Below are 25,932 nucleotides of genomic sequence, written 5' to 3'. Positions count from 1 at the left end.
CCCTATATACCTCCAGATACGCATTACTTTAAGTATGGACACAATCTGGTTAAAAGACTTACCTACGAAGACAGTGACAGGGATATATTAAAAATGCTTGAAGAGATATTTCTCCGAAAGTATGCTTAGCTTTGCCTGGATCTAATTTTTAGGAACCTTAACCGGGCTTGATTTGCCAAAAGTTATGAAGTGAGGTTAAGTCAAGGGCGGGCGAAGCCCGTTCACTTTACCCTTGACTTAACCGAACGTAATAACTACAATTGCCAAAGCCCGGTTAGGTTCTTAGCAGGGTGTGACATTTTGTGACGATAATTAACCCTATTTTGGGGTGACATTTTCACAAGTTATTGACACATAATTAGACATTAAACCGGAAATAGACTACATCCCCATCCTGCATTACATACTCTTTTCCCTCCAGGCGTACCAGCCCTTTTTCCCGCGCCGCCGCCTGGCTGCCCGCAGCCATCAGGTCAGCAAAGGCTACCACCTCAGCCCGGATGAAGCCGCGTTCAATATCGGAATGGATTTTACCAGCTGCCTGGGGAGCTTTAGTGCCCCGGGTAATAGTCCAGGCCCGTACTTCCTGAACCCCGGCAGTAAAGAAAGTTATCAGCCCCAGCAGTTTATAGGCAGCCCGAATCAAGCGATCCAGTCCCGATTCCTCCAGACCCAGGGCTTCCAGAAAAGGTCCTTTTTCCTCTTCCGGCAGTTCAGCAATTTCCGCCTCAATCCTGGCGCAAATGGTTACCACCTCTGCACCTTCCTGAGCAGCATAATCCCGTACCTTTTGCACCAGCGGCAAATCCTCCCTGGTCAGGTCATCTTCCGCCACATTGGCGGCATATAAGACCGGTTTGGCTGTCAGGAGGTTCATCTCTTTCAAAACAGGCTGTTCTTCCTCACTGACTTCCACTGTCCTGGCACATTGGCCGGACTCCAGAGTCTCCTTAAGCCGGGTGAGAAATTCCACTTCCTGCTGGTATTTCTTCTCCCCGGTTTTTAACATTTTACGGGTGCGCTCCAGACGGCGTTCCACGGTTTCCAGGTCAGCCAGAATCAGCTCCATATTGATAGTATCAATATCGCGAATCGGGTCTACCTGCCCATCCACATGGGTTATGTTTTCATCTTCAAAACAGCGCACGACATGGATAATGGCATCCACTTCCCTGATATGGGAAAGAAACTTGTTGCCCAGTCCCTCTCCTTTGCTGGCTCCCCGCACCAGACCGGCAATATCCACAAACTCCACAGTAGTAGGCACAACCCGCTGGGGTTTAACCATTGCCGCCAGCTGCTCCAGCCGGGGATCAGGTACTTCTACTACCCCTACATTGGGATCAATAGTACAGAAAGGATAGTTGGCTGCTTCCGCCCCTGCTTTGGTAATTGCATTAAACAGGGTGCTTTTGCCCACATTGGGCAAACCCACGATGCCACAAGCTAATGCCATTTTTATTCAGCACCTCTTTCTATAAACTTCTTGATCGCTTTTTCCAGTTTAACCCGTTCCAGCCAGACCTGGTGGTTACAGCCCAGGCATTTCAGCCGGCAATCCGCCCCCAGGCGCAAAATCTGCCAGCGGTTGCTGCCACAGGGATGGGGTTTTTTTAATTCTACAATATCACCCTCGAGCAGTTTCAACACCATAGGGCCGGTTCTCCTCCTTCGTCAGTCCGCTCATAAACATCACCTGTTTGGGGTAGGGAATTTCCACCCCTTCCGCATTGAAGGCTTCCATCACCCGCCGTCGCAAAAGCCTTTCGATCTGAAATTGTTCCATAGGCCGTACCCGGGCAATGATGCGGATTACCACTTCCGATGGACCGAAGTTCTGCACCCCTAGCACCTGCGGCCCACTGACAATCAATTCCTTCTGTTCCTCTGCTACTTGCTGGCACACCCGTTCCAGCAAAGTTAATGCCCGGTCCAGGTCTTCTTCATAGGCAATGGGTACATCCACCGTAGCCAGCAGTGGACCGCGGTGGAAATTGGTGACCTGGTTAATTTGGCCATTGGGGATAATATGCAGCTGTCCACCGGCGTCCCGGATCTTGGTCACCCGTAAGCCCATATCTTCTACAAAACCCTGGACTCCGGCGGTTGAGATATATTCCCCTACAGTATACTGGTTTTCCAGGATAATAAAAAACCCGGTAATCACATCCCGGACCAGGTTCTGGGCACCAAAACCCACTGCCAGACCGGCAATTCCCGCTCCGGCCAGAATGCTTCTGGTATCAAAACCGATGCGGTCCAGAATATTAATAATAACAAAGAAAATAACACTGTATTTTACCAGACTGTATAAAATCCCCCGCAAGGTCAAAGCCCGGCCTGAGCCCTTGATAAAGCGATTGATGCCAATGCGGCTCAGCCGTATGACCACCCAGGCACCCGCCAGGGTTAGCGCTATTGCCAGCCACATGTCCCAATTAGTTACCCACTGCACGAACCTTCCCCAGAAATTCACCTATCCCACCTCCTGCAACCGCGCCAGCCAGCTGCGGCGCAAACTATTGTCAGGTTGCTGTTCTATCCAGGGTAATAACCACTCCTTTGCCTGGCAGGGCCACTGGTTGCCCTGCCGGCTGGCCCATTGCCAGATCTCCTCTGCTCGCTGCCAGTCCGGTTTTTGTTGCCAGTAATCCACCAGCAAAACGGCATAACGGTCATCCCCGTAAGCTGCTGCCAGGGAATAAAAGGCGGGACTGAGGGGAAGACCTGCTTTTTGCCAGTTCTGCAACCAGTCCAGGGCCAAACCGGCCCGGCCGGCCCAGTCCAACAAGCGACTTTGCCCCAGCTTGTCGGTGTAAGGCAACCTGGACCAGAGGATTGCGGCTAATTCCTCCCGGCCGGGAAAGGCCAGCAAAGCTTCCATGGCTTCTAAAGCCTGCAAGGGGTCTTTACCGCAAAGCATGGCCAGAACCGGTTCCAGACCGGCCAGATCCCCCTGACCCAGCAGGGCCAGGGCAGCTTGCCTTTGCTGTCTTTCACTGCCTGTCTGCAGCAGTTGCCGCCAGTCAGGTTCCGGCGGGTTTACCGTTTCCGATTTCTTCTGACCCTGCCACCATTTTTTCAGCCAGTCCCACATGGGCTTTACCTCCTGTTACTGGCCTGCTTTACGGTAAAACGCCTTGTAGCCTTCATAAGCAGCAAATATATCTACCTTGCTGGCAACCTCAAAAGGTGAATGCATAGAAAGCAGAGCTACACCGCAGTCCAGCACATCCATTCCCGTTTCAGCCATGAATTTGGCAATGGTGCCACCACCGCCTACATCTACTGCTCCAAGCTCTCCCACCTGCCAGGGCACATCGGCCTCGGAGAAAATTTGCAAAACCCGGGCCACAAATTCGGCATTAGCATCACTGGTACCGCTCTTGCCGCGCGCCCCCGTGTACTTGGTCACCACCAGTCCCTGCCCCAGACGGGCAGCATTATATTTGTCCACTACGCCTTCAAAGTTGGGGTCTACCGCCACACTGACATCGGCGGAAAGGGCCCGGGAATTGGCCAGTGCCCTTCGGAGCAGAATTTCATTGTAAGGCTGGCTCTGGGCATTGATCAGTTCTGCCACCATATTAGCAAAAAAAGCTGCCGTCATCCCGGTATTGCCGGTACTGCCGATTTCCTCTTTATCCACCAGCAAGGCTACAGCTGTATATTCCGGAGTTTCCGCCAGGTCCCGCAAGGCAGCCCAGGCTGTCCAGGCACAAACCCGGTCATCCTGACCAAAACCGCCGATCAGGCTGCGGTCCAGGCCCACTTCCCGCGCCGGACCAGCCGGGACCGCTTCCAGTTCCGCCCGGGCAAAATCCTCAGGTTCGATACCATACTGCTCCTTTAAAATCTTGAGCAGGGCAGCCTTGACCCTTTCCTTGGCCTCCTTATCTTCACAGGGAATGCTGCCTACCAGCAAGTTCAGCCCTTCGCCACTGATCACCTCTGCTGCCTTTTTCTCCATCTGTTTGGCTGCCAGATGCGGCAACAGGTCAGTGATGGTGAATACCGGGTCTTCTCCTTTTTCCCCGATAACTATCTGCAGGCGCTGTCCACTGCGGGTAAAGACCACGCCATGTAAAGCCAGAGGCAGAGCTACCCACTGATATTTTTTAATACCACCATAATAGTGGGTTTTCAGCCAGCCCAGTTTTTCCGCTTCATAGAGGGGATTGGGCTTTAAATCCAGCCGCGGCGCATCCAGATGGGCACCGATGATATTCAGTCCCTTTTCCAGGGGCTGCTGGCCGATAATAGCAGCAATAAAGGCTTTTTCACGGTAATTTAAATAAACCTTGAGTCCAGGCGTAACCTTTACTTCCCCGTTCATGACCAGGGCCAGGGGCACAAACCCGGACTGCACAGCTTCAGTTTCAAGATAAGCAACTGCTTCCCGTTCAGTTTTCCCTTCGGTTAAAAAACGAAGATATTCCTGATTGACCTGCTCAATCTGTTGCCTTTTATCAGCGTATATGTCCCAGGCATTGGCAAAATCCATGTTCTTCACCCCATTATAAATTTGTTTTCTGGCAACAATACTATTCTATCCCAAAAAGACCAGAAAAAAAAGACGGAACCCTCGATTCCGCCTTAAAATCCCCCGAGAAATTGTTTGAGGTTATTCAAAATCATTGAACTATTTACTGCTTTAAAGAATTCTGCCAGAGCGCCTGTTTTTTCCTGAGCAACCAGGGGCGCCATGGGAGCCAGTACCAGCAAAAAGATGGCCAGCCCCAGGGTGCTTTTGGCCAGGCCAGCAGCTCCGCCAGCCAGCCGATTGATTAACCCCAGGGGGGTCGCATCCATCAGCTTGCCCAGCATCCTGGCAGTAAGGCGGACAAGAGCAGTCACCCCGATAAACAGCAAGCCAAAAGCTATCCCTTCCACCAGGGCCAATCCCACCATGCGATACACCGCTTCCGCCGCATTGTGAACCAGAGGATCCTGAGTGGCCTGGCCCAGCTGAGCCAGCAAGTGTTCAAATTGTCCTTTGGCCGCCGGGTCCTTGACCAGCTGGTTAATGGCGGTCTGCATGGTGGAGGTGGAAATTTTTGCTGCCGGCAGGGCATATAGCTCCCGGGGTACCGGCAGGATTTTTTGTAACAGGGCCAGCCAGGCAGGACTGTCTTTCCACTGCTGAAAGAGCATATTTCCCAGTTGCCGGTAATAGAGAAAACCGGCCAGCATCCCCAGTCCATAACCAACCAGCCCGGCTAGAGTTTGTAAAAAGCCGCGCCGCAGGCCCTGGATCAAACCATAGAGCAGAAAGATTGCCAAAATGATATCTAACCAGTTCAAAGGCCTCACTCCCATTTTATTGGATGAAGTTATATTCGTTTTCAAACGGTGTAACTCCTGCTTTTTTCAATCCATGTTTTACTACATTTTCTTAACATTTAAAAATCCGCCCTAAATAAAGGGCGGGTTTTTGCTTGCCTTAACCACCAAGATAAGCTTTTTTAACCTCTTCACTTTGGGCCAGTTCCTGAGCCGGACCGCTCAGTACTATCTTACCGGTTTCCAGCACATAGGCCTTATGGGCAATGGACAGGGCCATATGGGCATTCTGCTCTACCAGCAAGATGGTGGTACCGGTAGCATTAATATCCTTGATAATATTAAAGATCTCCTGCACCAGAATCGGGGCCAGACCCATGGAAGGCTCATCCAGCAATAATACCCGGGGCCGGGACATGAGGGCCCGTCCCATCGCCAGCATTTGCTGCTCCCCACCGGAGAGGGTCCCAGCCAGCTGCTTCAACCGTTCCTTCAAACGGGGGAAGCGTACAAACACCTTCTCCATATCTTCCTGGATACCCTGCTTGTCATTGCGCAGGTAGGCTCCCAGCTCCAGGTTTTCCAGCACGGTCAGGTTGGCAAAAACCCGCCGGCCTTCCGGTACCTGGGAAATCCCCATTTTCACGATATCGGGAGCTTTTTTACCGGTGATATTCTGCCCTTCGAAGTAGATAGCTCCGGATTTGGGTTTGAGCAAACCGGAGATGGTTTTCAGGGTTGTACTTTTGCCCGCCCCGTTGGCACCGATCAAAGTCACGATTTCCCCTTGGTTTACCTCCAGGGAGATCCCCTTGAGAGCGTGGATTGCGCCATAATAAACATCAATATTGTCTACTTTTAGCATCAATGGTGGACCTCCTCTCCCAGATAGGCTTCAATAACCTTGGGATTATTCTTGATTTCAGCCGGGGTGCCATGGGCGATTACGGTGCCATAGTCCAGCACATATATGCGTTCACAAACATTCATTACCAGGCTCATATCGTGTTCGATCAGCAGAATCGTCAAGTGGAACTGGTCCCTGATCCACTTGATCATATTCATCAGTTCCAGAGTTTCCTGCGGGTTCATCCCGGCTGCCGGTTCGTCCAGAAGCAGCAGCTTGGGCTGAGTGGCCATGGCCCGGGCGATTTCCAGCCGCCGCTGTTCCCCGTAGGGAAGGTTTTTGGCCCTTTCATTAACCCGGTGCTCCAGCTTGAAGATTTTTAAAAACTCCATGGCCTTTTCCCGCATTTCTTTCTCACCCTGAAAATGCCGGGGAGTGCGTAAAATGGAATCCAGAACGGAATGTTTGGCATGGAAATGATAGGCGATCATAACATTTTCCAGAACAGAGAGCTCTCCGAACAGCCGAATGTTCTGGAAAGTCCGGGCCATACCGGACTGGGTAATCTGATAGGGCTTCATGCCCACAATGCTTTTGCCATCAAAAAGGATATCCCCTTCAGTGGGTTTGTAAACCCCGGTCAGGAGGTTAAAGACCGTAGTCTTACCGGCACCATTGGGCCCGATCAAACCGATAAGTTCCCCTTTGTTCAGGTAAAGATTGCAGTTGGAAACCGCTTTCAGACCCCCGAACTGAATGGTGAGATTTTTAGTTTCCAGCAAGGCCACGACTATCACCTCTGTCTTTCTTGAAGATATCCAGGCTGAGTTCCTTGTTACCCAGCAAGCCCTGGGGTCTGAACAGCATGGTTATAATCAACACGATAGAATAGATAATCATGCGCAACTCGGGGTAGTCGGCCAGATAAGCGGAAATCAGAGTAACAAATACCGCTGCTGCAGCTGAGCCAGACAAACTCCCCAAACCGCCTAAAACTACATAAACCAGAATTTCGAAGGACTTGAGAAAACCAAAAGAGTTGGGATGCACGATGTAGAAGTAATGGGCGAACAGGCCACCGGCCAGCCCGGCAAAGAATGCACCCATGGTAAAAGCCATAACCTTATATTTGGTGATATTGATTCCCATGGACTCTGCGGCAATCTCGTTTTCCCGGATGGAGATACAGGCCCGGCCATGGGTAGACCAGAGGAAGTTTTTGATCACTACATAGGAACCTACGCAAATCCAGAAGACCCAGTTAAAAGTACTGTATGGAGGAATCCCCATAAACCCGGAAGCTCCACCCACATAGGGGATGTTCAGAATCATAACCCGAATGATTTCCCCCATCCCCAGCGTGGCGATGGCCAGGTAGTCCCCTTTTAAACGCAGGGTGGGCATACCGATGATAAAACCGATAAGCGCCGCTGCCAGGGAACCCGCCAGCAAAGCGATTACAAACAGCAGCCACTGGGGAATAGCTACACCAGCGGCAGCCCACTGAGGAGCCAGCTTAACTGTAATGACTGCGGAAACATAACCACCTACAGCCATAAAACCGGCATGACCGATGGAAAACTGACCGGTAAAACCATTGATCAGGTTTAAGCTAACAGCCAGTATAATGTTAATTAATGCAGTAACCACAATCCGCTGCCAGTAGGGACCGATAATCCCCTGGTTAAACAGGAAGGTAAAAGCCAGCCAGACAGCGGTCATAATCCCGGCGGTAGTCAGAGTTTTGGTCCAGTTCATCTTCATCTGTTATATCACCTACACTTTCTCCCGCACGTGCTTGCCCATAATACCGGAGGGCTTGACCAGCAAGATAACGATCAAAATCAGGAAGGCCACAGCGTCCCGATAGGTGGACTTGAAGAAACCGCTAACCATGGCTTCAGTAGTGCCCATCAGCAAACCACCGATAACCGCACCGGGAATGCTGCCGATACCGCCCAGAACGGCGGAAACGAAAGCCTTTAAGCCCGGCATAATCCCCATCAGCGGGTCGATGGAGTTATAGTAAATTCCCACCAGCACCCCGGCAGCAGCAGCAAGGGCTGAACCAATGGCGAAGGTGACGGAAATGATATTATCCACGTTAATACCCATCAGGGCAGCTGCTTCGGTATCATGGGAAACCGCACGCATAGCTTTTCCGGTTTTTGTACTGTGTACAAACCACTGTAAGGCCAGCATCAACACAATGGAAATAGCCAGAATCCAGATCTGCTGGTTGTTGACCACCAGCCCGCCCAGGTTATAGGTATGCTCACTCAATAAACCGGCAGGATAAGTCCGGGGCTGCGGGGTAGCCACATACATAGTGCCATATTCAATAAAGAAGGAAACACCGATAGCAGTAATCAAGACCGCAATCCGCGGTGCATGCCGCAAGGGCTTGTAAGCCAGTTTTTCAATGGTAACCCCGATCAGGGCACAAACCAGCATAGCCAGCAAAATCGCCGGAATCAGCGGCAAATGCAAGTAGGTAGTAGCCAAAAAGCCGGCAAAAGCGCCTAACATGTAAATATCACCATGGGCAAAGTTGATCAGACGTATAATACCATAAACCATGGTATAACCGAGTGCGATCAAAGCATAGATACTTCCAAGAGAAATGCCATTTATCAATTGCTGTAAAAATTCCAAGATTTTCACCCCTTTGACTTACATAGGGATGAGGGGGCAAACACCCCCTCATCCTGGTTATTCTACCTTAGGGATTAACTTTTGTTCTAAAGACCTGTTTGCCATCCTTCATTTCCAGAATAGCAGCGGCTTTAATCGGGTTATGCTGTTCATTCAGAGTGATGGTACCGGTTACTACCTTCAGGTCCTTGGTAGCAGCCAGAGCTTCTTTGATCTTGGCGGGATCGGCAGCGCCAGCCCGTTCAATAGCATCAATCAGCATCAGAGCAGCATCATAACCCAGCACAGCCATGGAGTCAGGAACCTGACCGTACTCTTTCTTATACTCTTCCACAAACTTCTGAACTTCCGGATCGGGGTCAGTAGCAGCATAGTGGTTGGAGAAGTAAGTGCCATTTAACGCTTCAGCGCCAGCGATATCCACCAGTTTGGGGCTATCCCAGCCATCGCCGCCCATGAAAGGAACAGTAATGCCCAGCTCCCGGCCTTGCTTTATAATCTTACCTACTTCTTCGTAGTAACCGGGTACATAAATTACATCAGGGTTTTTGCCCTTGATTTTAGTCAGAACAGCTTTAAAGTCGGTGTCCTTCTGGACATAGCCTTCTTCAGCTACAATGGTGCCACCATTTTTGGTAAAGGCTTCTTTGAAGAAAGAAGCCAAACCTTTACTGTAGTCAGAGCTGGTATCGATCATGATGGCAGCAGTCTTAGCACCTAAGTCCTTGGTAGCGAAGTTAGCCATCACTGTACCCTGGAAGGGGTCGATGAAGCAGGCCCGGAAAACCCATTCATTAACCTGGCCGTTCTCGTTTACCGTTACCTTAGGGTTAGTAGCCGAAGTAGACAACAGCGGAACTTGAGAAGCAGTTACCACCGGCACTGCTGCCAGGGTGTTACTGGAAGTAGTAGCACCTAGAATGGCCACAACCTTGTCCTGGTTGATCAGTTTGGTAGTGGCATTGGCAGACTCGGCAGGTTCGGATTTGTTATCCGCAACCACCAGTTCTAACTTCTTACCGCCCAGAACACCGCCAGCTTCATTCTTCTTTTTGAAAGCCAGCTTAATACCATTGACAGCAGCCTGACCAAAGGTAGCTACACCACCTGTGGTTTCGAAGTTACCGCCGATTTTAATGACATTATCAGCAGAACCAGAGCCGCCTTCCTTTTTCTCCCCGCCGCCACTGTTACTGCCGCAACCGGTGGCTACCAGGGACAATGCCAACAAACCAGCCAACACAGCACTTGCCTTTTTCTTCAGCATTCTTTTTCCCCCTTTTGTTTTTTTTACCCGACCTTAGACTGCCCTGTTTTCTCCTGAAAAGAAAAACAGGAGCAAACCTGCAGAATAAGGCCAACCTCGTCGCCGTCCTGCTGTCCTGCCCCCTTCGTTACAACATTGTAACTGTTGTATATAACCTTTCTACTGGCAGCTTTATTATATAATTTCTGAGTTAAAACTGTCAACAAAATTTTTTATTTGTCTCTTCTTTTCTATAACAGAAGGACAGGCGCCCTTCGATCAGGCACCTGTCCTTCTGAATAGCCAATCAATCCACTCCTGCAAACCTTCCCCGGTCCGGCAGCTAACCGGAAAGATTTTAATATCTGGATTGATGGATAGTATATCTCTTGTAAGGCTCTCCATATTGCAATTACAAAAAGGCAAGAGATCGATTTTGTTGACAACAACCGCTTCCGATTCCCGGAAAATCAATGGGTATTTGAGAGGCTTATCATCCCCTTCAATTACACTCAGCACAGCCACTTTTGCATCTTCCCCCAGCTGAAATTCCACCGGGCAGACCAGATTGCCTACATTTTCTATAATCAGCAGATCAAGATTGTTTAAATCAAATCGGGGTAAGACTCTTGCTACCATTCTGGCATCCAAGTGACAGGCTCCTTCGGTATTGATTTGTACCACTGGGATTCCGTGCGCCTCAATGCGCTCAGCATCCTTACTGGTATAAATATCCCCTTCGATCACCGCCAGGCGCAATTTGTTTTTAAGTTCAGCGATGGTGCGTTCCAGCAGAGTAGTTTTTCCTGCCCCCGGTGAGCCCATGAAATTGAATACCTTAACACCTGCGGCCCGGAAGTTCTGGCGGTTTAATTCAGCTTGCTGGTCATTGCTGATCAGGATATCGGTTTTAATCTCTATTTTCATCATCTTCTACCTCCAAACTGCTGACCCTTAACTCCCGGCCAGCGGTGATTTCCGTTCTGGGACTTTGACAGTCAGGACAAAGGGCGACAAAACTGCCGGTCGTTCTCCCTTGCCAGCCACACTCCTGACATTTTAACACTACCGGTATCTCAATGATTTCCAGTTCTGCTCCCTCACATACCGTTCCCCTGGCAAAGGCTGCAAAGCACATTTGCAGGGAATCAGGCAGAGCATGGGTCAATTCTCCCACTTCCATGGTTACTCTGGTTACTTTTTTGCCGGGATGTTCAGCCATAACTGCAGTGATGATTTCAAAAACCCCCGCCATCAAGGCCATTTCATGCATATTTTCGCCTCCGTTTCCCATCCCCATTTTAATAAAAAAAAGACTTTGCTTCAATTCCCGAAGCAAAGCCCTTGGGGGGAAATATATGGACTGTATCTCCGGGGAAAGATACATAGTCCCTCAGTTAGTTTAGCCCCGGATAATGGTCTTGATGTTTTGCCAGCCACTTTGCAAAACCAGATAGAGATGGCCCAGCACAAACACCAGCATCACCCAGGTCAGCAGATAATGTATCAGTCGCAATCGGGCAAGATCCCCCAGGGCAAAAGCCACCGGAGCCAGGGCAGGCTTCAACAAAATGACTCCAGTAACCAATTGCCCTATGATGAGAAAGGGGAGGAGGGTGTAGGCTAGCTTTTGCCCGGGGTTGTATTTGCCCTTTTGGGGGTAGCTAGAAGTAAGAAATAAATAATATTTAAGCAGTTGTCTTAAATCTTTCATGTCCTGCCAGCGGAAAACCACCTGCCGCCATTCACCTGTGACCAGGGCGAATCCCCAGCGATAAAAGGTCGCTGCCACCAGCAGCCAGCCGGCTACCAGGTGAACGAGGCGGGCCCGATCCATCCCGGCAAACCAACCCTCCCAGAAGAGAGGATCATGTATATAAAACCCGGATAAAACCAGGAAACTGATAGCAGTTACATTCCACCAATGCACCAGGCGTACCGGAGCGGGATGCATTATAACCGCCTCCCTGTCGTTAAACTGACAGGGATGCCCCAGTCCCTGGCCAAAGCGTAAATGTCCGTTTCGGTAAGAATTCCCTGCCGCTGCCCTTCCAGCCAGAGGGAATTGAGCCATAGGTCAGGGGTAAATAGCCGCGCAGCAGCAACTTTATTCCTTTCCAGCCTGAGCTGAAGCCCAGCCGGACCGGCCGGAGTTTCCAGAAAAAGCTGAAGTTCACCCTCACACCGTTCCGGCCAGCGACTGCCCATTTCACCTTTTCCCTGACCGAGTTCTGTTAGCAATTTATCCGCCTTTGGTAACATGACTTTCAGTTCAGTAAGCATTGCCGCCAGATAGCCCCGGTGGTGGTAGCCCTGTATCTTTTGCCGGGCCAGGGGGCCTATGAGACATACCCGGTCATCATAATACAGACCAGCGGGTTGTATCTTGATCCGGGACCAATCCAGCTCCTGTTTTTGGCCGTCAGCAACAACTTTTCCTCCTGCCATACCTTCTAAGTCCTGTGCTGCCAGCCAGACCTGACTCAGTTCCTGCAATTTTTCTTCTTGAGGTAAGGGTAAAAAGCTTTCTGTTTTTTTCCTGGCCAGATAATCCCCCAGCCAATCCAGAGAAATTCTGATAAACCGCCACTGCTCGGTGGTTAAAGGAGCTCCTGCTCCTCCCACTGTTAGGCCACAACCCATAGGACTGCGTCCGGTTAGAACCGCCAGCACTCTATGGCATTGGGAGATTGCTACTAACCAGTTCGGATCGCGGTCTCGCCGCCAGAGACGAATACTGTGATAGATAAACCAGTCAAACATCCTGACTAACAGACGTTTTTTCTTGACTCCCGTACTCACTTCCAGTCCGGTTAATGTCTCGATAGCGGTTATACCCAGAAGGGTCAGGCTGTTGGCCAGCTCTCCCTGGGTTCGGGCCAGGAAAAAAGGCAGATCCAGCATATACTTATCCTGAAGCAAAGAATTACGAGGCGTCCTGGCTTGAATCCCTGCCTTTTCGGTAAACAGCACCGGAACAGCCAGACCTCTTTGCCAGTTAATCATCGGCCTTCCCTCCCCGTTTGCCTTTTTGCCAGAGGGAATAGCCATAATGGGCTGCAATTCCGGTCATGGCTGCCGTAAAAGCCAGTTTACCTACTGTTTCCGGCGTACTTTCGATTCCAGGCAAAGCCACCTGAGGCAACCTGGTAGTCAGAGGAGCGAAATTTTGTGGAAACCCGGGTTGTGTGCACCCTATACAGGGTCCCCCGCCGCTGACACACCAGTTGGCCCCTTCATTCCACAAGCGCTGGGAACAATCAGCAAAGGTTATAGGACCTTTACAACCCAGCAGCAAATAACATCCCACTTCCCCCGGAGCCTGGGCAAACCGGCTGTTGTCAAAATACTGCCGGCGTGGGCAATTATCATGGATGGTACCGCCAAAAATCTCAAGCGGCCGGGCAAAATCATCCAGCTCTAGATTGCGTCCTACCTGCAAAGCGGTCAATGTGGACAGCAACCAGCCAGGTTTGGGTGGGCATCCCGGAATGGCTATCAATTTTTTCAGAGGAGCCAGATCGATTAGCCCCTGCCATTCTCGCTCCCCGCCGCCTTCCTTTGCCATTCCACCATAAGCAGCACAGGTACCGAAAGCCAGTATCCAGCGGGCCCTTTTCAACATTTCCTGCAGCTGCCTGTCCCCGGAATCAACCGCTCCTTCCACTATCAGTACATCCATCGCAGTTGGCTGCTCTTCCAGCCAGGGATGAACACCCGGCGGGGCTTCTCCTGTCGCCAGCAGGGAGAGGACACAACCACCGCAGGAATTTCCGCGGTACCAGCCAATTAGGCCCAGACCAGGTTCATTGGCCCAGGCAAAATTCTCCCCTGCAGTAACAACCAGGGCTAGTGCCAGTAACTTGATAAATCTTCTTCTGTCAATTGTGTTCATGCAGTCACCTTCTTGATTTATAGCAATATTTATGCCAACAACTCCGGGCCTGCTAAACATCCGATTCCCCCTGAAATTGTTCTATTTGTTAACAATCAATTTGTATAATTTCTAATCATATGTTTAATTTTCAGACAACCAGCCAAATTCTTTTAATCGCAAATAGAGGGTTGCCCTTGGAATTCCCAGCAACTCTGAAGCTAAAACCTTGTTTCCCCCTGCTTCCGCCAGAGCTGCCTCTATCAATTCCTTTTCCAGTTCCCGCACCGCATCTTTTAGGGGTTTGATTTGCACCCTTCTTTTCGGTAAATCCTTCTCGAACAAGTAGGAGGGCAAATGTTCCGGTCTCACCACACTGCCTTCTGCCAGATACATGGAGCGCTCCAGGACATTTTCCAGTTCCCGAATATTACCCGGCCAGTGATAAGTCATCAGTAAATCCAGAGTCTCTTTGGCAATTACCTTTGGGGTAATCCCTTTTTCCCGGTACAGCTTTTCCCCAATTATATCGATCAAGCGCGGTAAATCCTTGATACGATCTCTCAGTGGAGGAATATGAATACCGATAACATTCAAACGATAATAAAGGTCCGCCCGAAAACGGCCTTCTGCTACCATCTTTTTTAAGTCCTGGTTGGTAGCAGCAATGATTCTGATGTCCACTTTAATGGATTTGGTTCCTCCTACCCTTTCTATAACCCTTTCCTGCAGAACCCGTAACAGTTTGGCCTGCATAGTCAGGGGTAAATCCCCGATTTCATCCAGCAACAGGGTGCCGCCATTGGCCAGCTCAAATTTGCCGGGTTTACCTCCTTTGCGGGCACCGGTAAATGCCCCTTCTTCATAGCCGAACAACTCCGATTCCAGCAGCATCTCCGGCAAAGCAGCACAGTTGATGGCAATAAACGGCCCATTGGCCCGCGGGCTTAAATAGTGGATAGCCTGGGCCAGCACTTCCTTACCTACTCCGCTCTCCCCGGTGATGAGAATGGTGGAATCGCTCTGGGCTGCCCTTTCGCTTAAAGCCTTGATATGGGCTACTTCCGGCAAATCCCCCAGAATTCTTTCCAGACTCAGCATCGGTTTGGCGCGATCCAAATTGCGCAAGCGATCTTTATAGTATTCGATTTCCCCCTGGGATAAGTTGAGCAGGTAAGGCAAGCACATATGAATTTCCGCCAGTCCCTGATAAACCGCCCTGGCTTTTTCCCGGCAGGATTCATAACCACAGGCACCACAGTTCAACTCATCTTCCGGATTGATTTTCTGGGTAAATTTCAGGATCTCTCTGATATCATGCTCTGATGGTTCAGGCAAAGGCTGATACTTATTGATATAACGGCGGGAAAGGTCCAGACCGGCAACTTTTAAACCCTGAACTGGAGGCTGACTGGACCGTTGCTGGGAAAAAAGCAGACTTTTACGGCCATAAAACTCCAGGGGGCTGGCAATTTCAGGGCCATCTATACAACCGCGACAAAAAAGGATATCCAGAAATTTCCCGTTAAACTCTCCCCTTTTAACAGCCTGCAGTACTTTGAGACACTCATCTTTACCTTCAACCACAGCCAGTTCCAGGTTATAATCGCGACCTTTGATGCCCAGGTTGCGCAGCAATCCCCCCGAAACAGGAAACAACTCAGTCAAACTTTCCTCCCAGCTGAGGGGCGTTTTATAGATAGCTGGCCTGATTCCTTTTTCTTGCCAGATTTCCCGGATCTCCCTGAAGGTCAGCACTCCATCCAGCACTCCCACCAGATTTTCGTCCCTGGCCTCTTCTTTTTTAGCTACACAGGGCCCGATAAATACCACCCGGTTTTCCCGGTTTTGCAGTTTCAGGTATTTGGCCAGGGCCAGCACCGCTGAATCGATGGGAGCTAAATTGGGGATCAATTCCGGCATATGTTTCTGGATCAGCATCACTACCGCCGGACAATATGAACTGATCACTGTCGTTTTCTCTACCCGGGCCAGATATTCCCGATAAACCGGTACGGTCAATTCAATTCCTTTGGTAACCGGTTCAACCTCATTAAATCCAATTGCTTTTAAAGCCATGATTACCTGACCTACAGAAAACTCGGGAAAAGCCACCCGAAAGGAAGGGGCCAGAATAGCTATTACTGGCTGTCTGCGCTTTTTTTCCAGCATCTCGCTGATTCGCTGCCAGTCGCTTTCTATTTGTTTGGCTTTTTGGGCACATATCCGGACACAATTACCGCAGCTGATACATCTTTCCGGCAAAATCTGGGCCTGCTTATCCGTTACTTTTATTGCTCTTACCGGACAATTGCGGATACAGGCATAACAGCTTTTACATTTTTCCTGGATAGTCTTAACAACGGCCATACCAATACCTCCGTACCTATGCACTACAATAATAATTCAACATATTCCTCCCTTTCCCTGCCTGGCTTGTATATTTTTTAGACAGACCTGCAGTTCAAGTATAAAAAGAGGGTAAATGGCGTATACTCTGATATAACTCTGTTTCAGGAGGTTACCCATGGAAAAACACAAAATCCACGTGGATGACCCTCTGGTTGTTGATAAACTCTCCCGCCTTTTGGTCCGGCAGCTGGTGGACCTGGTCTTGCCAGGTCAGCCCATATTAATACTTTGTATTGGTACCGATCGCTCCACCGGCGATGCCCTGGGGCCTCTGATCGGTACTCTTCTCAGCCAAAAACCCTGTCAGCCCTTCTGGATACTGGGTACCCTGGAAGAACCGGTTCATGCTGCCAACCTGGCAGAAAAACTCCAGCATATTTACAAAACCTGGCCCAATCCTTTCGTTATCGCCATTGACGCCTCTCTAGGCAATCTGGACAGCGTGGGTCATATAACCCTGGCCCGCGGTCCCCTGAAGCCAGGAGCAGGGGTAAATAAAAATCTGCCCCCGGTGGGGCAGATCCATCTTACCGGTATAGTTAATGTGGGCGGTTTCATGGAATATTTCGTTCTGCAAAATACCCGTCTGTTTGTGGTAATGAAAATGGCCCAGGCAATCAGTTCCGCTCTCTCCCTGGCCAGCAGGCTCTGGGTAAACTTTCAGGATAAATACCGCAATACCTCGTCTTCTTCCACCTGGGAAAAATCCTGATAAAACTGGCCAACAGCGTAGAAATCCGAGGGCGCTTTCAAATAGACTAACTGATCAACTAATGGCAGAAATTCTTCCAGTTTTTCTTCCGGCAACACGGGAATGGCCAGCCAGAGCTGAAGTAAAGGCTGTTCTTTTAGATAATTGACTATTACCTTGATGGTATAACCAGTAGCAATACCGTCATCAACCAGGATAACATCCCTGTCCTCAAAATCCTCAGCCCACCAGGGCAGGTATTTTTCTTTTTTCAATTCCCATTCAGTACGGGCCTTGCTGATAGCCATTTCCACCTGGCTATCGGTAAGGCCCGCTCTTTTGGCCAGCACCCAGTCCACTATTGCTTCTCCACCAGGAGTAATTGCTCCCATCGCCACTTCCTCATTCCGGGGCAAGCCGATCTTTTTACTAATAATCACCTTGAGGGGGGCCTCCAGTAATTCTGCCAGAGGAGCTGCGACCACAATGCCTCCCCGGGGCACCCCTACAACCAGGGGGTTAATCAGTTTTTTACCTTTAATTTTTTCCCTGAGCAGCAAGCCTGCTTCATAGCGGTTGACAAACATACCAGACCCCTCCCGGCCTAGTGTATCCCCGGCCGGTTACTTTCATACCCTTTATTCGCTTTTTCTGGGCGATAAAGCCAGGGCAATTGCCTCTTTTTCCTCATCAGTCAGAGGATAGCGGGATTGACCATTTTTTAGCGGTTTGGCATAGGTACGGCAATCCTGCCGCCCATACAAACTGCTCAATACCACCCCGTCTCCTCGTTCATCCAGCAAAGCCACCGCAAAGCTGAGATCACTACCCGTGTCTTCAAAAGCATTAAACCTCACCACTGCTTTATTTTGCAGGCAACGAGTTAAGGTAATTTGCTGTTTAATCTGTTTTTCCTTCAATTCATTCACCTGTTTTTCCAGGGAATCCAGCCGTTCGGCCAGCTGTTGTAAATATCCTACCAAATCCCTGCCTTCCGCAGATTGCAGGAATTTTTTCAAGACAGCTGTTTTACGATTGGTCAGAACCCAGAACAGTATCAACAAAATGAATAACAAGCCTTCAAACGCCCCGATCAGAAGCAAAATCTGGTTTAACTCCATCCCATATCCTCCTTCCTATATTTAAGAGTATACTATCATTGACTTTGCTGATGCAACATTTTACAATGTCAGCAGTAACATCTGGAGGAGGAACTTGGCTATGCAAGCTAAACTGAAACGTCTGCAACAGATATTGAAAGAAAATGGCAGCTGCCTGATCGCTTTTTCGGGAGGGGTTGACAGCACCTTCCTACTACAGGCAGCTTTGAAAACCCTGGGCCCGGACCAGGTTCTGGCGGTTACAGCTTTTTCCGAAACCTATCCGGAAAGGGAACGCCAGGCCGCGGTCCAGCTGGCCCGGCAACTGGGAGCCCGTCTGCTTACCGTAGAAACGGAGGAGTTAGCCGATCCCGAATTTGTGGCCAATCCCGTTGACCGCTGCTATATTTGTAAAAAGGAACTATGGCATAAACTACAATCTATTCAGCAACAATACCAGTTACAGGTGATTTATGATGGCGCCAATGCCGATGATGCCAGCGATTTTCGTCCGGGCCGCCGGGCTACCAGAGAGGCTGGAGTCATCAGCCCCTTGCTGGAAGCCGGTTTAACCAAGGAAGAAATCAGGCAGCTTAGCCGGGAATGGCAGCTGCCCACCTGGAACAAACCTTCTTTTGCCTGTTTGTCCTCCCGCTTCCCTTATGGTAGCCCTATTACCAGAGAAAAATTACTCCAAATCGATGCCGGGGAAAACTGGTTAATAGAGCAGGGTTTCCTGCCCTGCCGCGTCCGTCATCACGGTGAAATTGCCCGTCTGGAACTGGCTCCTGACCAGCTGACCCGTTTGGTAACTGATGAAAATCTACGCCAGCAGTGTCTGGAGAAATTCAAATCCCTGGGTTTCACTTATATTACCCTGGATTTGCAGGGTTTTCGCAGTGGCAGTATGAATGAAAACCTGTCGGAGGAAGTGAAAAATGGATACAAATAAACTTCTGAACCTGTTTGAACAAATTCGTGATGGCTCTATTAGTCCCGAAGCAGCTCTGGACCAGCTCAGGGATTTACCCTTCCGCGACCTGGGCTTTGCCAAACTGGATTTTCATCGCCAACTGCGGCAGGGCTTTCCCGAAGTAATCTTCGGTCAAAACAAAACCGCTAAACAGTTAATCAGGATCTTCAGCCATCTCAAGGAACATCACGGTACAGTGATTGCAACCAGAGTGAGCCGGCCTAAGGCGGAAAAGGTGCTTTCAGCCCTGCCGGAATTGACCTATCACCCTCAGGCCCGCTGTTTAACTTATGGTCAGCCCCAGCGCCCACGTAAACTGGGCACTATCGGTATTCTGGCGGCAGGAACCGCTGATCTGCCGGTAGCAGAAGAAGCAGCTCTCTGTGCCGAAATGATGGGTAACCCGGTGCAGAAGTTTTATGATGTAGGTGTAGCAGGCCTGCATCGCTTGCTCCATCTCCTGCCCCAGATTCGGCGCTGTAATGTTCTCATTTGTGTCGCCGGCATGGAGGGAGCCTTACCCAGTGTTATCGGCGGGCTGGTTAGCCAACCGGTTATCGCTGTACCCACCAGTGTGGGTTATGGTAGTCACTGGCAAGGCCTGGCACCCCTGTTAACCATGTTAAACAGCTGTGCTCCCGGCATCGGAGTAGTCAATATCGATAATGGTTATGGAGCGGCTGCCCTCGCCAATGCCATCAATCGTCTGGGGGGAGTAGAAACATGAGCGGTATCGGCCTTTATTTCCAATGCCCCACTGGAGCAGCCGGCAATATGCTGCTGGCCGCCCTGGTTGATTGCGGTGTACCAGTCTCCTGGCTGGAACAACAATTGAAGACATTACCCCTGCAGGGCTGGCAGCTGAACTGGCAGGAAAAAAAACACCACGGCCTTCGCAGTCTGCATTTAGAGGTGGATTTTCCAGAATCCCAGCCGCATCGGCACCTGCACCATATCGAGACTATGATCAGAGAGAGTGAACTGCCTGCCCCAGTTCAGGATCAGTCCATTGCCATTTTCCGCCGTCTGGCTGAGGCTGAAGCCAGTGTTCACGGTACTACTATTGAAAAGGTCCATTTTCATGAGGTGGGAGCCATTGATGCCATTATCGATATAGTAGGTTGTTGCCTGGCCCTATCTTATCTGCAACCCGCATTTATCGGCTGTTCTCCTTTACCGCTGGGGTCAGGAATGATTGAATGCCAGCACGGGCTAATTTCCGTCCCCGCCCCGGCTACGCTGGAACTGGTCAAGGATATACCTGTATACCAGGGAGAAGAGCAAGGAGAACTGCTTACTCCTACTGCGGCAGCAATCCTGGGTTATTTTGTTCAGGAATGGGGCGCCCTCCCTCCGGGCCGACCCCTGGCCTACGGGTATGGAGCTGGTAGCAAAACTTTAAAACAGCCCAACATTTTACGGGCCATCCTCTACCAGCCCCTGTCCGAGCTGACTACAGAAGATTTGTGGCAACTGGAAACAAATATCGATGACCAGCAACCGGAAACCCTGCCCGATGTGCTGGATAAACTGCTAGCCGCCGGCGCCAATGATGCCTGGTATACCCCGATATTGATGAAAAAGGGCCGCCCGGCCTTTACTTTAGGCTTGCTTTGCCCCGCGGAATCTCTGGGTCAGGTTGAACAAATCCTGGCGGAATCCACTACCTCTTTGGGCTGGCGCAAATGGCCAGTTAAACGCAGAGCCCTTCCTCGTCAGATTCAGGAAGTGGAAACCCGCTGGGGCATGATCAGATTCAAAGTTTCCGGCCAAAAAGCGGCTCCTGAGTATGAGGACTGCAAGCGTATTGCTGAAATAAGCGGTCAATCCCTGTTGAAAGTATATCAGGAAGCCTGGGCTGCCTACTGGCGTAGGTAATAATAAAACCCCCTTGACGGGGGTTTTTCATTATCTATTTTAGTAACATCAAGATAGCCGCAATCGGAATAGCCGGTAAAAGATTCCCAACCCGAATTGGCTTATAGCCCAGAATATTAAAGGCTATACCTACAATCAATAAGCCGCCGGTTACCGTCATACCATTTATAACAGCCTGAGAAAGAAAACCCTTAATCCAGCCGGCCAGTAAAGTAATCGCCCCTTGATAAACCCCTACGGAGAGGGCCGAAAGAGCCACACCCCAGCCCATGGTGGAGGCAAAAATAATGGCCGAGACCCCATCCAGCAGGCTTTTGGCTAACAGAGTATCATATTTGCCTGTTAATCCTTCTTCCAGAGAACCCATAATAGCCATAGCGCCAACACAATAAATCAGGCTGGCCGTCATAAAAGCAGCAGCAACCTTCCCTTCCCCCTGGGCTGCCATTTTGTTCTCCACCCAGCGACCGAAGGCCAGCAATTTTTCTTCGATTTCCAGCCAGCTCCCCAACCAGCCGCCAATGACCAGGGCAAAAATCACAATCAAAGTATCCGTCTCTTTGGCAGCCATTTGGGCCCCGATCAGGAGTACAGCCAGGGCCAGACCCTGCTGGATGGTATCAGCTATATCCTTTTTAAAACTGCGACCCAGAATAATCCCGATAATAGTACCGGCGATAATCGCCAGTACATTGATAATCGTCCCCACTCCCTATGCTCCCTTCATCTCTTTAATTATGGTTTTAATTGCCTCGATTGTTTTATCTATATCTTCGTCTGTGTTAAACCAGCCCGGGCTGAAACGCACTGTTCCAATCGGAAATGTTCCCAGAGTTTTGTGGGCTTCCGGTGCACAGTGCAAACCGGTACGGCAGGCAATATTAAAGACCTTGTCCAGAATAAACCCTACTTCTGAAGTCTCTGCCCCTTTGATATTAATGGAAACCACCGGCAAACGTTCTTCGGCCGGCCCATACACGATAACTTCAGGCAAAGCTCTCAGACCGGCCAGCAATTTTTCTGTTAATGCCTGTTCCCGGGCATGGATCTGTTCTACTCCCGTTTTCAAAACGAATTCTACACCGGCACCCAGACCGAAAATCCCCGGAGTATTGGGAGTGCCGCTTTCCAGCTGGTCTGGCATTACTTGCGGCTGCTCCATATATTCCGAATGGGAACCAGTACCTCCGGTAACCAGTGGTTTTAGTTCAATCCCCTCGGCTATATATAAACCACCGGTGCCCTGGGGTCCATATAACCCTTTATGACCTGGAAAAGCCAGAATATCTATGTTCATCTTTTCTACATCCACGGGGATAACCCCTGCTGTCTGCGCCGCATCAACCATAAACTTGACCTGTCTGGACCGGCAAAGGGCTCCGATTTTTTCTATCGGCAAGATATGACCACTCACATTGGAGCCATGGGTTAGACAAACCAGGCGAGTATTGGGCTGAAAAGACTTCTCCAGTAAATCCAGATCAAATTCCCCGGCTTCATTCAGTCCGATTTTGGTCAATTTGACTCCTCTCTGGCTTAGATAATACAGGGGTCGAGCAACAGAGTTATGTTCTAAGGTAGAAGTGATTACATGATCTCCTGGTTGAAGGAGACCCAGTAAAGCCAGGTTTAGGGCATAAGTGGCATTCTGGGTGAAAGCAATCCGTAACGGGTTTTTGATATTAAACAACTTCGCTAATAAAACCCTGGTACGATAAATACCTCTACCTGCTTCTAATGCCATCTGATGCCCTGCTCGTCCCGGATTGGCCCCCAGTTCCTTCACTGCTTTGGTCATTGCCTCTGCTACCGACGGGGGTTTGGGCCAGGAAGTAGCTGCATTATCCAGGTAGATCACTTTGTATTTCCCCCCTTTTAAGCTGCATATATAGTATCATATCACATTTTGCCTCAATGATAAACCCGCCCGGGGTACGAGCGGGTTCAATGTTTATAAATTTATACAATTTTGCTCACTAAAGGGCTGAATCACCTGGGTTAGAGGCTGGCCCTGTTCGTTCAAAATCACAGTTGCCCGATGTAAATAGCGGTCACCCACTAAATAGCGCAGGTCATAGAGAACAAAAGCTTCCCGGTCTTGCCATCGTTCTCTGGTTATGGCATAAACAGGAGTCAAAAGGGTAAAGAATTTACCCGCTTCCGTTTCCAGGACTTTCTCTTTTATATCCCTTTCCACTTTATCAATTTCTTTTAAAATCACCTTTTTATCCGTATTCATCCACCAGCTACCACTGATGTATTGACTGGTAAATTCAGCCACAAAATCCCATTTCCACAATCCCCACATCGCTGGCATTACTATAATTTTATCCGGTTGCTGGCCTTTTACTCTGGATAGCCAGGTTCTAATTTTATTCTCTCCTATTTTGCGACAACAATAACGCACCACCATCCAGCCCGCAATGGCCAGCAGAGCTAATCTTGCCTGAAATGGCGAAGAATACACTAATCCCAGTACTCCCAGCAGCAAAATTATCGGATCAAACACCTGTACCAGATTAAATGAGATTTTTTTACTTCTACCAGGCTTGGTAAAATGGATACCATAGGAATTAAAAGCATCCATTAAGGTATGGCTAATTCCACCAATTAAAGCCCAAACCCAGGTCTGCCAGCTGATATCATCAAAAAATAAAGCCAAAAAACATGTAACCAGGCTGCTCCAGAGGATCAGGCCCATTGGCCCATGGGATTTACCCCGGTGATTTTCCAGATAGCTTAATTGCCCTTTGAGATGATAAACAATATCCAGGTCAGGTGCCATTGCCCCCAGTACTGATGCTATAAAAGCTGGTTCTGATAAACTGACAGCATTACCTGCCCCCAGTGCCACCAGTCCACCAATTACTCCATGAGTAAGTGGATCCATCTCCTCTCACCTTCTTTCTAATCACGCTAAATATTATAACATTCAGCTTTACTCCCTGAATAGACAAAATTTTTACCAAAAAAATAACACAGGTTTATCCCTGTGTTGATTTAAAATGTTTCACGTGAAACATTCCTCACCGGCTATTAATTCAATTATCCTCTGTAACTCCTCTTCCGAGTAATAAGCTATTTCGATTTTACCTTTATTCTCTTTTCCTTTTACCTTTACTCCTGTGCCCAGTTTTCTTTTTAAAACCTCCTCTATATCAACCAGTACAGCAGCCACTTTCTTTTCTTTTTTTTCCCTGGTCTGTTCACTTTTTTGCTGTCGGGGCCAGTTTTTTACCAGTTCTTCGGTCTGCCGCACTGAAAGACCTTTTTCAATCACCAGTTTCAAGGCCAGGTTCTGATCCTGTTCACTGTTCAAAGCCAGGAGGGCCCGCCCATGACCAGCAGTTATCTGCTCATCTCGTAAAGCTTTTCTAACCGGCTCCGATAATTGCAATAATCGCAGGGTATTGGCAATAGCCGAACGAGAACGGCCCAACCTCTGACTTAACATTTCCTGAGTATAATTGAATTCTTCCTGTAATCTCCTGATTGCCTCTGCCTCTTCCAGACAATTCAACTCTTCCCGCTGAATATTTTCCAGAAGGGCCAGTTCCAGAACCTGACCATCATCTATTGCCCTGATAATAGCAGGAATTGTTTCCTTGCCAAGATACCGATAAGCTCTCAATCTTCTTTCCCCGGCAATCAATTGATAACCATCACCGGTTTTTCTGACGATTATGGGCTGAATTAGACCACTCTTTTCAATGGATTTGGCCAGTTCCTCCAATCGAGCCTGATTGAATTCCTGCCGCGGTTGCCAGGGGTTGGTCGTTATCAAGGCAACCGGTATTTCATTAACCCCATTTTCCCGGGTTTCTTCTTCCTTGCGCCCGGGTATCAAAGCATTTAAACCTTTACCCAAGCCTTTTTTAGCCACGTTCAATCACTTCCTCTGCCAACTCATGATACATTTCTGCCCCTTTGGAACGAGGATCATAGGTAATAATAGGCTGGCCATAGCTGGGGGCTTCACTTAGCCTAACATTACGGGGAATAATGGTTTTAAAGATTTTTTCCGGGAAATGTTTTTTTACTTCCTCTACTACCTGAAGCGAAAGATTGGTTCTGGCATCAAACATGGTACATAAAACCCCTTCAATCTGTAAATCCGGATTAAGGTGTTTTTGCACCAGCTCAATAGTATTTAATAATTGACCTAATCCTTCAAGAGCATAATATTCACACTGGATGGGTATTAAAATACTATCAGCTGCTGTCAAGGCATTTAAGGTCAATAGCCCCAGACTGGGAGGACAATCAATAATAATATAATCGTACTTATCCCTGATTTTTTCCAGAGCCTTTTTCAGTTTGCTCTCTCTGCCAATCATGGCCACCAGCTCAATCTCCGCCCCAGCCAGTTGAATGGTAGCCGGAACCACTTCCAGATTGGCAATTTCGGCAGGCAAAGCCGCATGCAACAATGGCAAGCCATTAATAATAACATCATAGATGCAAACATCCAGTTTATCTTTATCCACTCCCAAACCGGAACTGGCATTTCCCTGGGGGTCAATATCAATTAACAGCGTTTTTCTGCCCTTCACTGCCAGACAGGCACTTAAATTAACGGCAGTAGTAGTCTTAGCTACCCCGCCCTTTTGATTGGCAATAGCGATAACTTTGCCCAAAGCTCTCCACCTGGTTCAAAAAACTTGACTATTTTTATTTTCAGTCAAGTCGGCCCCCAGACCAGGATTTCGCCTCCTTTCCGAATACTTGATTTGCCCCCGCGGGGCAGGGCGACAGGGGACCTCGGCCCGGGAGTTCCACCCGGACGGGAGTACTGCACCGGTTTATGCTGACCTCCCGGTGAGAGTATAACTCCGCCTCCCGCGTCCTGTTAGGACGCCTACCGGTTTCTCCGACACCGGCTAAACGGGGTCACCGTACGGACAGGGCCAATAACTTCAGGTCAGGCCAGACGGAGTTATACGCCTCCTGTTCACTCTGGGCAAGCCCGTTAT

The 25,932-nt window shown here is 49.4% G+C and carries 28 protein-coding genes; 4 read left to right on the top strand and 24 right to left on the bottom strand.

The features are described from left to right. Nucleotides 1–358 precede the first annotated feature (358 nt). The 17 genes from ychF to B5D20_RS10760 all read right to left on the bottom strand — a co-directional run bounded on the left by ychF (nucleotide 359) and on the right by B5D20_RS10760 (nucleotide 16,275). Complete coding sequence (ychF, locus tag B5D20_RS10835; RefSeq protein WP_078666249.1) at nucleotides 359–1,456, bottom strand: redox-regulated ATPase YchF; 1,098 nt, start codon at nucleotides 1,454–1,456, stop codon at nucleotides 359–361. Between the two features lie 2 nt (nucleotides 1,457–1,458). Then, on the bottom strand, nucleotides 1,459–1,653 hold the full coding sequence (locus B5D20_RS10830; protein WP_078666252.1) for a DUF951 domain-containing protein: 195 nt from the start codon (nucleotides 1,651–1,653) through the stop codon (nucleotides 1,459–1,461). Next, entirely contained in the window at nucleotides 1,628–2,476 is an 849-nt protein-coding gene (locus B5D20_RS10825; protein ID WP_107754204.1) for a mechanosensitive ion channel family protein, read from the bottom strand. Before B5D20_RS10825 ends, B5D20_RS10830 begins: the two co-directional genes overlap by 26 nt. Continuing rightward, entirely contained in the window at nucleotides 2,477–3,097 is a 621-nt protein-coding gene (locus B5D20_RS10820; RefSeq protein ID WP_078666248.1) for a hypothetical protein, read from the bottom strand. Between the two features lie 15 nt (nucleotides 3,098–3,112). Further along, on the bottom strand, nucleotides 3,113–4,504 hold the full coding sequence (locus tag B5D20_RS10815; RefSeq protein WP_078666247.1) for an aminopeptidase: 1,392 nt from the start codon (nucleotides 4,502–4,504) through the stop codon (nucleotides 3,113–3,115). Between the two features lie 92 nt (nucleotides 4,505–4,596). Beyond that, entirely contained in the window at nucleotides 4,597–5,304 is a 708-nt protein-coding gene (locus B5D20_RS10810) for a CvpA family protein (RefSeq protein WP_159071981.1), read from the bottom strand. A 139-nt stretch (nucleotides 5,305–5,443) separates the two neighbouring features. After that, a complete protein-coding gene (locus B5D20_RS10805; protein WP_078666245.1) occupies nucleotides 5,444–6,148 on the bottom strand; it encodes an ABC transporter ATP-binding protein in 705 nt (234 codons plus the stop codon). Then, nucleotides 6,148–6,918 (bottom strand): ABC transporter ATP-binding protein, encoded by a 771-nt coding sequence (locus B5D20_RS10800; protein ID WP_078666244.1) that lies wholly within the window; start codon nucleotides 6,916–6,918, stop codon nucleotides 6,148–6,150. Before B5D20_RS10800 ends, B5D20_RS10805 begins: the two co-directional genes overlap by 1 nt. Next, nucleotides 6,899–7,894 carry a branched-chain amino acid ABC transporter permease gene (locus B5D20_RS10795; protein WP_078666243.1) on the bottom strand — a complete coding sequence of 332 codons (996 nt, stop codon included), beginning with the start codon at nucleotides 7,892–7,894 and terminating at the stop codon, nucleotides 6,899–6,901. Before B5D20_RS10795 ends, B5D20_RS10800 begins: the two co-directional genes overlap by 20 nt. Nucleotides 7,895–7,906: 12 nt before the next feature. Continuing rightward, entirely contained in the window at nucleotides 7,907–8,788 is an 882-nt protein-coding gene (locus B5D20_RS10790; protein WP_107754354.1) for a branched-chain amino acid ABC transporter permease, read from the bottom strand. Between the two features lie 64 nt (nucleotides 8,789–8,852). After that, the gene (locus tag B5D20_RS10785; protein ID WP_078666242.1) at nucleotides 8,853–10,052 is read right to left on the bottom strand and encodes an ABC transporter substrate-binding protein; all 1,200 of its coding nucleotides are present in this window, start codon (nucleotides 10,050–10,052) and stop codon (nucleotides 8,853–8,855) included. Nucleotides 10,053–10,310: 258 nt separating this feature from the next. Further along, entirely contained in the window at nucleotides 10,311–10,958 is a 648-nt protein-coding gene (gene hypB / locus B5D20_RS10780) for a hydrogenase nickel incorporation protein HypB (protein WP_078666241.1), read from the bottom strand. Further along, nucleotides 10,942–11,304, bottom strand: a complete 363-nt coding sequence (gene hypA, locus B5D20_RS10775) for a hydrogenase maturation nickel metallochaperone HypA (RefSeq protein ID WP_078666240.1) — start codon at nucleotides 11,302–11,304, stop codon at nucleotides 10,942–10,944. Before hypA ends, hypB begins: the two co-directional genes overlap by 17 nt. 129 nt (nucleotides 11,305–11,433) lie before the next feature. Then, nucleotides 11,434–11,985, bottom strand: a complete 552-nt coding sequence (locus B5D20_RS10770) for a cytochrome b/b6 domain-containing protein (RefSeq protein ID WP_159071982.1) — start codon at nucleotides 11,983–11,985, stop codon at nucleotides 11,434–11,436. Further along, nucleotides 11,985–13,037, bottom strand: coding sequence for a hypothetical protein (locus B5D20_RS13930; RefSeq protein ID WP_159071983.1), 1,053 nt, complete (start codon nucleotides 13,035–13,037; stop codon nucleotides 11,985–11,987). The genes B5D20_RS10770 and B5D20_RS13930 overlap by 1 nt, the downstream gene beginning before the upstream one ends. Then, entirely contained in the window at nucleotides 13,030–13,926 is an 897-nt protein-coding gene (locus tag B5D20_RS10765; RefSeq protein WP_159071984.1) for an NADH-quinone oxidoreductase subunit B family protein, read from the bottom strand. The genes B5D20_RS13930 and B5D20_RS10765 overlap by 8 nt, the downstream gene beginning before the upstream one ends. A gap of 123 nt (nucleotides 13,927–14,049) precedes the next feature. Beyond that, complete coding sequence (locus tag B5D20_RS10760) at nucleotides 14,050–16,275, bottom strand: sigma 54-interacting transcriptional regulator (protein WP_078666237.1); 2,226 nt, start codon at nucleotides 16,273–16,275, stop codon at nucleotides 14,050–14,052. A gap of 157 nt (nucleotides 16,276–16,432) precedes the next feature. Between B5D20_RS10760 and yyaC the strand changes: the two genes are divergently transcribed. Next, nucleotides 16,433–17,029, top strand: coding sequence for a spore protease YyaC (gene yyaC, locus B5D20_RS10755; RefSeq protein WP_078666236.1), 597 nt, complete (start codon nucleotides 16,433–16,435; stop codon nucleotides 17,027–17,029). Here yyaC and B5D20_RS10750 read toward each other — a convergent pair. Further along, nucleotides 16,978–17,595, bottom strand: coding sequence for a phosphoribosyltransferase (locus B5D20_RS10750; protein ID WP_078666235.1), 618 nt, complete (start codon nucleotides 17,593–17,595; stop codon nucleotides 16,978–16,980). The genes yyaC and B5D20_RS10750 overlap by 52 nt on opposite strands. 51 nt (nucleotides 17,596–17,646) lie before the next feature. Beyond that, nucleotides 17,647–18,129 (bottom strand): DUF4446 family protein, encoded by a 483-nt coding sequence (locus tag B5D20_RS10745; protein ID WP_078666234.1) that lies wholly within the window; start codon nucleotides 18,127–18,129, stop codon nucleotides 17,647–17,649. Between the two features lie 100 nt (nucleotides 18,130–18,229). Between B5D20_RS10745 and larE the strand changes: the two genes are divergently transcribed. From larE to larC, 3 genes are read left to right on the top strand one after another with little or no spacing between them, the layout of a single operon-like run. Then, nucleotides 18,230–19,060: an ATP-dependent sacrificial sulfur transferase LarE gene (gene larE, locus B5D20_RS10740; protein ID WP_078666233.1), complete on the top strand. Its 831-nt coding sequence runs from the start codon at nucleotides 18,230–18,232 to the stop codon at nucleotides 19,058–19,060. Further along, a complete protein-coding gene (gene larB / locus B5D20_RS10735; protein ID WP_078666232.1) occupies nucleotides 19,047–19,808 on the top strand; it encodes a nickel pincer cofactor biosynthesis protein LarB in 762 nt (253 codons plus the stop codon). The genes larE and larB overlap by 14 nt, the downstream gene beginning before the upstream one ends. After that, nucleotides 19,805–20,959: a nickel pincer cofactor biosynthesis protein LarC gene (larC, locus tag B5D20_RS10730; protein WP_078666231.1), complete on the top strand. Its 1,155-nt coding sequence runs from the start codon at nucleotides 19,805–19,807 to the stop codon at nucleotides 20,957–20,959. Before larB ends, larC begins: the two co-directional genes overlap by 4 nt. A 34-nt stretch (nucleotides 20,960–20,993) precedes the next feature. On the opposite strand, the gene B5D20_RS10725 is transcribed toward larC, so the two are convergent. The 5 genes from B5D20_RS10725 to B5D20_RS10705 all read right to left on the bottom strand — a co-directional run bounded on the left by B5D20_RS10725 (nucleotide 20,994) and on the right by B5D20_RS10705 (nucleotide 25,596). Further along, nucleotides 20,994–21,668: a DUF554 domain-containing protein gene (locus B5D20_RS10725; protein WP_078666230.1), complete on the bottom strand. Its 675-nt coding sequence runs from the start codon at nucleotides 21,666–21,668 to the stop codon at nucleotides 20,994–20,996. A 3-nt stretch (nucleotides 21,669–21,671) separates the two neighbouring features. Then, nucleotides 21,672–22,817 (bottom strand): aminotransferase class V-fold PLP-dependent enzyme, encoded by a 1,146-nt coding sequence (locus B5D20_RS10720; protein WP_078666229.1) that lies wholly within the window; start codon nucleotides 22,815–22,817, stop codon nucleotides 21,672–21,674. Between the two features lie 93 nt (nucleotides 22,818–22,910). Beyond that, a complete protein-coding gene (locus tag B5D20_RS10715; RefSeq protein WP_078666228.1) occupies nucleotides 22,911–23,849 on the bottom strand; it encodes a metal-dependent hydrolase in 939 nt (312 codons plus the stop codon). Between the two features lie 120 nt (nucleotides 23,850–23,969). Then, on the bottom strand, nucleotides 23,970–24,842 hold the full coding sequence (locus B5D20_RS10710) for a ParB/RepB/Spo0J family partition protein (protein ID WP_078666227.1): 873 nt from the start codon (nucleotides 24,840–24,842) through the stop codon (nucleotides 23,970–23,972). Beyond that, complete coding sequence (locus B5D20_RS10705) at nucleotides 24,835–25,596, bottom strand: ParA family protein (RefSeq protein WP_078666226.1); 762 nt, start codon at nucleotides 25,594–25,596, stop codon at nucleotides 24,835–24,837. Before B5D20_RS10705 ends, B5D20_RS10710 begins: the two co-directional genes overlap by 8 nt. Between the last annotated feature and the right edge of the window lie 336 nt (nucleotides 25,597–25,932).

The organism is Carboxydocella sporoproducens DSM 16521 (assembly GCF_900167165.1).
Lineage (GTDB): Bacteria > Bacillota.
This window is presented reverse-complemented; position numbering and strand designations above follow the sequence as displayed.